The organism is Microcystis sp. M53602_WE12 (assembly GCF_030065455.1).
Lineage (GTDB): Bacteria > Cyanobacteriota > Cyanobacteriia > Cyanobacteriales > Microcystaceae > Microcystis > Microcystis aeruginosa.
Map to the genome: position 1 here is coordinate 1 of NZ_JASJFB010000310.1, position 7,919 is coordinate 7,919.

General features: G+C 42.0%; 10 protein-coding genes. 5 read left to right on the top strand and 5 right to left on the bottom strand.

Annotated features, from left to right (window positions below):
* From PX482_RS11025 to PX482_RS11035, 3 genes are all read right to left on the bottom strand, one after another.
* Window positions 1-93 (bottom strand): ParA family protein (locus PX482_RS11025; RefSeq protein WP_288122442.1); only part of this gene is annotated, 93 nt, incomplete at its 3' end.
* A 172-nt stretch (window positions 94-265) separates the two neighbouring features.
* Window positions 266-970, bottom strand: coding sequence for a Uma2 family endonuclease (locus tag PX482_RS11030; RefSeq protein ID WP_002786484.1), 705 nt, complete (start codon window positions 968-970; stop codon window positions 266-268).
* Between the two features lie 160 nt (window positions 971-1,130).
* Window positions 1,131-1,370 carry a hypothetical protein gene (locus tag PX482_RS11035; protein ID WP_002758556.1) on the bottom strand — a complete coding sequence of 80 codons (240 nt, stop codon included), beginning with the start codon at window positions 1,368-1,370 and terminating at the stop codon, window positions 1,131-1,133.
* An 8-nt stretch (window positions 1,371-1,378) separates the two neighbouring features.
* On the opposite strand from PX482_RS11035, the gene PX482_RS11040 reads away from it, so the two are divergent.
* Window positions 1,379-1,645, top strand: coding sequence for a glutaredoxin family protein (locus PX482_RS11040; RefSeq protein WP_002758558.1), 267 nt, complete (start codon window positions 1,379-1,381; stop codon window positions 1,643-1,645).
* A 230-nt stretch (window positions 1,646-1,875) separates the two neighbouring features.
* Here the strand turns inward: PX482_RS11040 and PX482_RS11045 are convergent, their stop codons facing one another.
* Both PX482_RS11045 and PX482_RS11050 read right to left on the bottom strand, forming a co-directional pair.
* Entirely contained in the window at window positions 1,876-3,057 is a 1,182-nt protein-coding gene (locus PX482_RS11045; RefSeq protein WP_288122440.1) for a serine hydrolase, read from the bottom strand.
* 27 nt (window positions 3,058-3,084) lie between these two features.
* Entirely contained in the window at window positions 3,085-3,885 is an 801-nt protein-coding gene (locus tag PX482_RS11050) for an RNA methyltransferase (RefSeq protein ID WP_288122441.1), read from the bottom strand.
* 36 nt (window positions 3,886-3,921) lie between these two features.
* Here PX482_RS11050 and PX482_RS11055 point away from each other — a divergent pair, with 36 nt between their 5' ends.
* The 4 genes from PX482_RS11055 (at window position 3,922) to PX482_RS11070 (ending at window position 7,785) form a co-directional block, all read left to right on the top strand.
* Window positions 3,922-4,077 carry a DUF2256 domain-containing protein gene (locus tag PX482_RS11055; protein ID WP_071825010.1) on the top strand — a complete coding sequence of 52 codons (156 nt, stop codon included), beginning with the start codon at window positions 3,922-3,924 and terminating at the stop codon, window positions 4,075-4,077.
* A gap of 440 nt (window positions 4,078-4,517) precedes the next feature.
* Window positions 4,518-5,666 carry a glycosyltransferase family 4 protein gene (locus PX482_RS11060; RefSeq protein ID WP_147072712.1) on the top strand — a complete coding sequence of 383 codons (1,149 nt, stop codon included), beginning with the start codon at window positions 4,518-4,520 and terminating at the stop codon, window positions 5,664-5,666.
* Between the two features lie 9 nt (window positions 5,667-5,675).
* Window positions 5,676-7,010, top strand: coding sequence for a TrkH family potassium uptake protein (locus PX482_RS11065; protein ID WP_002758562.1), 1,335 nt, complete (start codon window positions 5,676-5,678; stop codon window positions 7,008-7,010).
* Between the two features lie 85 nt (window positions 7,011-7,095).
* Window positions 7,096-7,785: a potassium channel family protein gene (locus tag PX482_RS11070; RefSeq protein WP_079210125.1), complete on the top strand. Its 690-nt coding sequence runs from the start codon at window positions 7,096-7,098 to the stop codon at window positions 7,783-7,785.
* The last annotated feature ends 134 nt before the right edge of the window (window positions 7,786-7,919 follow it).

Genomic DNA, 7,919 nt, shown 5'->3' on the forward strand with positions numbered 1-7,919 from the left:
GCCCTTCTCAGCAAGCATCCAACCAAGGTTAAAAGTGGTTGTAGTTTTGCTCACTCCACCTTTATGATTAAAAAAAGCTATTTTTTGCACCATGGCATTAATTATATTTGAAGATTGTTGCCCTTGGTCATTATTATAACATCAGTGTGGAGATTTTGCCATGATTTCTAGGCTAGAATCAGAGTTTCGGATTACTCATCTTAATGCCTAGCAATTAAGGAAAAATTGCGCCGTGGTTTCCACCCTAACACCCCCAATCGGATATTTAAGCAATTTCATCGGGATTAATGCCCAATTCTCGCAGCTTTTGGGCTAATTTTTCCGCCCGTTGTTGTTCTCTTTCTTTGGCTAATCTTTCCTGTTCTTTGGCTAATCTTTCCTGTCGGGCCGACTCTTGAGGGGTGGGAACCAATTCACCTGATTCGGTGAAATAGCGCAATTTATTGGCAAAAATTCCTAAATATAATCCCAGTTGCTTACTCCATAAATAACCGTTTTCATTGGGGGTAATCGGTTGGTATTGTCCCTCGATTAAAGTGAATCCTTGCCATTCTAAGGTATTAGGATCAAACCAAAAATACTCAGGAGTCCGGAAAGTATGCTGATATAGTTCCTTTTTGGCTTTTCTGTCCACATTAGCGGTGGAATCGGAGAGAATTTCGATGATTAAATTGGGATATTTACCCCCTTCTCCCCAGACGACCCAACTTTTCCTGAGACGTTTCTCTGTATCTAAAACCACGAAAAAATCTGGTCCACAAAAATCTCGCTGTTTCAGTTGTCTTTCGTTATAATAAATAGTCAAATTGCCCGAGGCATAGTAATCGTTTCTATCTTGCCAGAGCCAATCAAGACAAGATAATAATAAAATAATTTGTTGTAAATGCAGATCACTTTCCACGGGTGGTTCATCACTCCATAAATCGGTGGGAGGACAGACAATATCGGTAGCAATATCTAGGGTTGTCATCGTTTATAAACCCATTGAGTCAATTTGGGGTGATTCTAGCAACAAGGGACAATCAATACAATTATATTACAAGTCCGATCGTTTTGCTTGTATATAGGGTGTTAGGAGTCGGTCGGGGAAGTCAGAATGACCATCACCTCAATCCCCTTGGTTGAAGGACTTATAAAAACCAGAAGAAAGCAACTAAAATAGCAGTGAGAGTGGCGGCAAAAATGAGAGCGTATTCAATTTTTTGATTGATAATACCAATAACAATGACTAGGGTGATTGCCAGAAGAAACACACCGATATAGACTAGATCTTGAGAACCTGAATTAACTAAATTATTATTTAAAGTCGGTGTGGGTGTGGGAGTTTGTAGAATTGTTGATGAGAGACTAATCGTGGAGGTAATGAACATAAATATTTATGACTACCATAGAACTAATTTTATACAGTAAACCGGACTGTCATCTTTGCGAAGGGTTGCTAGAGAAACTAGAAAAAATCCGTCAACCGGAGTGGCAGTTAGAAATTAGGGACATTACCAGTCGAGAGGATTGGTTTAACGCTTATCAGTACGAAATCCCCGTCCTCTGTCAAAAACTGGCCACGGGGGAAAAAATCCTTCCTCGTCTTTCCCCCCGGGCAAATGCCGAACAATTGGCCCATCTTTTAGCCAATAATTTAACCTAGGGGCTAATTAGGGTTTGCTTAATAAATCTAAAAACCTTGTTGGATAAGACTTTTAGACTTTTTTTCCCTCAAAAAGTGCCAGCCATTGCGGGGATCGGGGGCAAAATTCCTGGACTTTTTCCCTGAAAATTAGGTAATTGACCACCTGAAAATGGGTAAAACCCCACACCCCACACCCCACACCCCACACCCCACACCCTACCCCCACGAAAAACTTTTTGCCGCAAACCCTAATTACCCGGACTAGGACTAACGACTGGACTAGGAGAGGGAGAAGACTGGGCGACTGGTTGCGGTTTGGCTGCCGGTTGAGTTTGATACCATTTAAAGTGTTGGTAGGCCGTGCGCGATATTTGTTGAATCAGAGTCCTAGCGTTACTATCATTGTGGGGACGTTTCACCATCACTGCTCCTAGATAGCGTTTCCCGTTGGGCATATCAATAATCCCCGCATCCGCTAACATCGAGCCAATATCACCGGTTTTATGGGCAATATCGGCGGATTTCTCGATACCTTGGGGCAGCAGGGTGCGAGTGCGCGTTTCCTGCATAATATTCAATAGACGATCGCGGGAACGTAAACTGAGTAATTCCCCTTGATTAACTTTTCCTAAGATTGTCACCAAATCTCTCGGACTTGTGGTATTGGTTCCTTCCAAGTCAGGTAAAGCGTTATTAATTACCGTACTGGTCAAACCCCAAGCTTGAAAACGCTGATTAAGAGCCTCTTTGCCGCCCATGCGCTTGATTAACATATTAGTAGCGGTATTATCGCTAATTACGTTCATTTTAGTGGCGGTTTCTAGGGCAGTATAGGTTTTATTCACTCCTAGATACTGCATATCCCCGGACCCACTGGCCAGGACATCCTTAGTGGCCACAAGGGTTTCATCGAGACGAATTTTCCCCGCGTCCACATCCTCAAAAAAGGCCACCAGAATCGGGATTTTAATCGTACTAGCGGCAGCAAAAATAGTATCTTCTCGAAAATTAGCGTAAGCACCGTTATCGAGGTCAATAAATAAAGCTCCCGCCTTTAATTTCGGATATTTGACCGCTAAAGCCTGTAATTTCTGGTTAAGGCTGCTGAGATTTTCGTTTAAAACTAAGGTGGTCGGTTTTGGGGTGACGGGTTTGGGAGTCGGGGAATTAGTAGCGGTGGGTTTTGGGTGTAGGGGTAATTTGCTTGGATCCACCACCGTTAAAACCGTACCAGCGATCGCACCTAAACCGACACCAAGGATAGAGAAGCGAAGAACCTGAAGGAGAAAAGAGGCGATTAGGTTAGTTTTACGCTGTTTTTTTGCCCTTTTAACCGGTAAAGACTTTTTTTTGTTGTTTAAGTCCATGGCCCTAGGGGACTCAGGGCCAGATTGGACTTTAGTAGGACGACGAGTTACTTGACGAGTCACGGTTTTCCTCAAGGGTATCCAGATTTATTATCGATCGCTAGGAGAATTTTTTTTCTTGCCCTTGAGACTATCAAGACCGAGAAAAAGTTGCCCGATACTTTCAATATGACCGATAATGCCCCGCAGCAGGGCTAATTCCTCCACCGTGGGCCGGGCCCGATGATAAAATTGCCGGAATTTCTCCATCCTAGCGGCGGCGGTGTGGGGGTAAAGATAGCCAATTTTGAGCAAAAAGCTCTCCAAGTGCTGATAATAGCCTTCTAGAGCCTCAAAAGTGGCATTGGGGAGCGTTTCTACCGGGGGTTCGAGCCTATTTTCCGTCGCCATTTGGTACAGTTCGTAGGAGCAAACCGCCACCGCTTGGGCCAGATTAAGGGAGGAATATTGAGGATTAGCGGGAATACCGACAAAACGCTGGGCGTGGTTCAGTTCGCTGTTACTTAAACCCCGGTCTTCTGGCCCGAAAATTAAGGCCGATTCCAGGTTAGGGGTGAGTAACCAGGGTAAAGCAGCCCGGGGTGTTTCGAGGGGAGTATTCAGGTGACGGGGTTTCGAGGTGGTGGCAATGATGCGATGACAACCCTGCAAAGCTTCCCCAAGGGTGGCTACCCGTGAACAGTTTTCTAGGACTTCAATTCCGTGTACTGCCATGCGTCGCGCTTCTTCTGCAAGGATATCACAGGCGGGATTGACGATAATTAAGCGACTTAAGCCCATATTCCGCATAATTCTGGCAGTGGAACCCACATTTAAGGCTCCGGCTGGTTCAACTAAAATAATTCTCAGGCGATCGAGTGGGGAACTCTGATTATTTTCATCTACACTCATAGATAAGGCGCAGTTTTTGACTTTTTAATTTTAATCATGGCACGTCAGATATCGAAGTCCGATCTTCCCAGTAAAATTTGTCCCGTTTGCGGTTTATCCTTTACTTGGCGCAAAAAGTGGCAAAACTGTTGGCATGAGGTCAAATACTGTTCAGAACGCTGTCGTCGTCGCAAGTCCTCGGTGAATCAGTAGATCTCCTGCAAACAGCAAAAATCTTCCCTTAGGTGAGGAGACGGTCGACAGGAGACGGTCGACAGGAGACAGCTTATCAGGGATCAGATTTGAGTTTTTAGTTCACTGTTTACTAATCCGGTGAAAAAGCGTTCGACTGAGGGCTGACGGTTTAGATGGATAATTAATTAAACCTCTTGCATAATTAATTTTTCATGGTTCAAAAACGGCAAAAATAAGGATTAAATGGCATAAAATCTGTAAATAGACCATTTAATTGATTAATGCTCATTTTTAATTCTCCTGACTACTGACTACTGGCTACTGACTCCTAACCCTAACAACGATTTTTGATTTCTGCAAGAGGTCTATTGTTTTAGGTACTCTATTAGCTTTTAATTTTACGGCTAATTTAGTAAGCTGATATTTGGCTAAATTAACTTTTTCTTAAGAGAATCTCAATGCACATTGCCTGGTTAGGAAAAAAATCTCCTTTTTGCGGTAACGTTACCTATGGGCGAGAAGTGACTAATTCCCTGCTCGATCGAGATTATCAAGTCAGTTTTCTGCATTTTTCTTCCGAAAAACCCACTGTCAGCGATTGGCCCGACTTTTACGACGAAATCACCCTGCCACGTCTCTATAGTTCCCAAGTCTATACTATTCCCACCCTGAAATCGAGTCGGGTTCTACAGGATAAGCTCAGGGAACTGAAACCCGATCTAGTTCATGCGTCCTTACCCCTGTCTCCCCTCGATTTTCTGCTACCGGAAATTTGTGAGTCTTTAGATTTGCCTCTGGTGGCGACTTTTCACCCGGCTTTTGATAGTAAAATTCGCAATCTCATCTCTAGTACCCAATTATTAACCTACCAACTACACGCCCCTTTTTTAGCTAATTACGATAAAGTAATTATTTTTTCCACCTCTCAACGGGATTTTTTAGTTAAATTGGGAGTTCCCGAAGAAAAATTAGCAATTATTCCCAATGGGGTTGATGTTAATAAGTATTGTCCAGGACCCTCGAATATTAAAGCTCAATATAATGCCGATTGTTTATTTGTTTATCTCGGTCGGATCATGCCGGAGAAAAATGTAGAATCTTTATTGAAAGCTTGGAAAAAAACCAGTTTAGGTGATAGATGCAAACTGCTCATTGTGGGCGATGGTCCGTTAACTCCTTCCCTTAAACCTTTTTATGGAGAAGAAGATGGTATTATCTGGTTAGGTTTTATCGGCGATGAAAATAAACGAATTGAAATTTTGCGCGGGGTTGACGGCTTTATTTTGCCCTCATTAGTGGAAGGTTTATCGATTTCCCTCTTGGAAGCGATGGCCTGCGGTGTTGCTTGTCTGGCTACGGATGTGGGGGCCGATGGGGAAGTGTTAAAAGGTGCGGGAATAGTTCTAGATACTAAAGGACTAATTACCCAATTAAAAACTCTCTTGCCCGTATTACGAGATCATCCCGAATTAACAACAATTTTCGGACAAAAAGCCCGTCAAAGAGTTTTAGACTCTTACAGTCTCAGCAAAAATATTGATCGCTTACAGTTAGTTTATCAAGAAGTGTTAGCCAAAAAACAATCTTCTCTTAGCTACTTTCACTAAGGAATTTATATGACGATTGCCCGGACAATTTGCTTGGGATTTATTGCGGTAATTTTAGCGGGAACTTCCCTGTTGATGTTGCCTGTTTCTACCACTAGCGGCACTTGGAATGACCCAATTGTTGCCCTCTTTACCTCCACTTCTGCTGTCTGTGTTACGGGTTTAGCAGTAGTAGATACGGGGACTTATTTTTCTTTTTGGGGTCAATTATTTATTGCTTTATTAGTGCAAGTGGGAGGTTTGGGTTATATGACCACTACCACTTTTTTAATGTTATTAATTGGGCGAAAATTTGACCTGAGACAGAAGTTAGCGATTCAAGAATCCTTCGATCGACCTTTCCTACAAGGTAGTCAAAGTTTAATGAAATCAGTGATTGCTACTACTCTAGTTTTTGAGTTAACAGCAACTTTGGTTATGTTAACTGTCTTCGCCCAAAAGTATGATTTTAGATATGCAGTGTGGTTATCTTTATTTCATAGTATTAGTGCTTGGAATAATGCGGGTTTTGGCTTGTTTAAAGATAACTTGATGTCCTATCAATCCTCAATTATTATTAACTTAGCTATCACAGGATTGATCGTTTTTGGAGGTATCGGTTATCAAGTAATTATCGAGTTTTACACTTGGTTTATTTACCGCTTTCAATATAAACGAAAAGGCTTTGTTTTTTCCCTTAACTATAAAGTTGCTATCAGCACAACTATATTTTTATTAGTGATAGGAACCTTGGCTTTTTTACTTACTGAACAGGGAAATGGTGACACTTTAGCTAATTTATCACTTAAAGATAAATTGCTGGCCGCTTGGTTCCAATCGGTAACATCGAGAACAGCCGGATTTAATACCATTGATATTGGTAAAATTTCCGTAGAAGGTTTATTAATTACCATGGCTCTCATGTTTATAGGAGCCAGTCCTAGCGGTACAGGGGGAGGTATTAAAACCACAACTGTTAGGATTTTATATAATTGTACTCGCTCGGTTTTAAGAGGTCGTGAAGAAGTGACTCTTTATCAAAGACGCATTCCTATGCCGTTAATTTTAAAGTCAATGGCGGTGGTTTTTGGTTCGGTTATAGCGATTATTGTCTCCACCCTAGCCATCTCATTTGTGGAGACAGATTTTCAAATGATTCAGCTGTTTTTTGAGGTAGTTTCTGCCTTTGGAACTGTCGGCCTATCTATGGGGATAACCGCCGCTTTATCGCCGATTTCTAAGTTAATTATTGTTTTTATGATGTATCTGGGACGGGTAGGAGTTATACTTTTAATAGCGGCTATCATCGGCGATCCGAAACCAACAGTTATTAATTACCCCGAAGAAAACCTTTTAGTGGGATAATTAATATCAGTTATCAGTTATCAGTTTCTCCTGTCTCCTCACTCATTGACACTAGCATTTTAAATGCGTAACAGTTTAACTTCTTATGCAATCAATTAAATTTTTTAGTAGTATGCGTCCCCAAAATCGTCAATTTGCCGTCATCGGATTAGGCAGATTTGGGCGCGCCGTCTGTGAAACCTTACGCAAACAAGGTTATCAAGTGGTAGCGACAGATATTGACGAAGGATTAGTAGCACAAGCGTTATCCGATCGAATAGTAGATAATGCGATCGAGCTTGATTCTACCAAACCTAACGCCCTGCGAGAAGCGGGAATTTTTGAAACCGATACGGTGATTGTCGCTATTGGTAAATACGTGGAAGAAAGTATCATTACTACTCTCAATTGTAAGGAAGCGGGGGTTAATTTTGTCGCCGCTAAAGCCTCCACAGAAATCCATGGAAAATTACTCAAAAAAGTTGGTGCAGATTTAGTAGTTTTTCCCGAATACGATGCTGGTTGTGAGTTAGCGCACCGTTTAACTAGACCATCAATTTTAGAACGATTTGATCTCGATCCCGAACATAGTATTGTCGAGTTAAAAGTCCCGGAAGCTTTTCACGGTAAAACCCTAGCAGAGTTAGAAATTCGTAATCGTTATGGGTTAAATATTGTCGCTGTCGGTAATGCGGAAAAATTCAAGATTAACCCCAATCCCCAAGAAAGATTATACAAGGATTTAGCCATGGTGGTGATTGGTTCTAACCGAGATATTCAGCGTTTACCGATTTGACACTCCCCGCTCTAAAGAGACGGGGATTCTTGGTTCACAGAGATTACTTGCTTAGACAGAATTGCTTCTGAAAAAGTAGAGGTATTCTCTCCCCAAGCGTTTATTGGATCGAGCCCAAAGGTTCCGGTATGCCC

What these genes read in the sequence shown, in the direction of transcription:
- PX482_RS11030 (WP_002786484.1), bottom strand. Translation starts at nt 970, where the DNA reads ATGACAACCCTAGATATTGCTACCGATATTGTCTGTCCTCCCACCGAT.
- PX482_RS11035 (WP_002758556.1), bottom strand. Translation starts at nt 1,370, where the DNA reads ATGTTCATTACCTCCACGATTAGTCTCTCATCAACAATTCTACAAACT.
- PX482_RS11040 (WP_002758558.1), top strand. Translation starts at nt 1,379, where the DNA reads ATGACTACCATAGAACTAATTTTATACAGTAAACCGGACTGTCATCTT.
- PX482_RS11050 (WP_288122441.1), bottom strand. Translation starts at nt 3,885, where the DNA reads ATGAGTGTAGATGAAAATAATCAGAGTTCCCCACTCGATCGCCTGAGA.
- PX482_RS11055 (WP_071825010.1), top strand. Translation starts at nt 3,922, where the DNA reads ATGGCACGTCAGATATCGAAGTCCGATCTTCCCAGTAAAATTTGTCCC.
- PX482_RS11060 (WP_147072712.1), top strand. Translation starts at nt 4,518, where the DNA reads ATGCACATTGCCTGGTTAGGAAAAAAATCTCCTTTTTGCGGTAACGTT.
- PX482_RS11065 (WP_002758562.1), top strand. Translation starts at nt 5,676, where the DNA reads ATGACGATTGCCCGGACAATTTGCTTGGGATTTATTGCGGTAATTTTA.
- PX482_RS11070 (WP_079210125.1), top strand. Translation starts at nt 7,096, where the DNA reads ATGCAATCAATTAAATTTTTTAGTAGTATGCGTCCCCAAAATCGTCAA.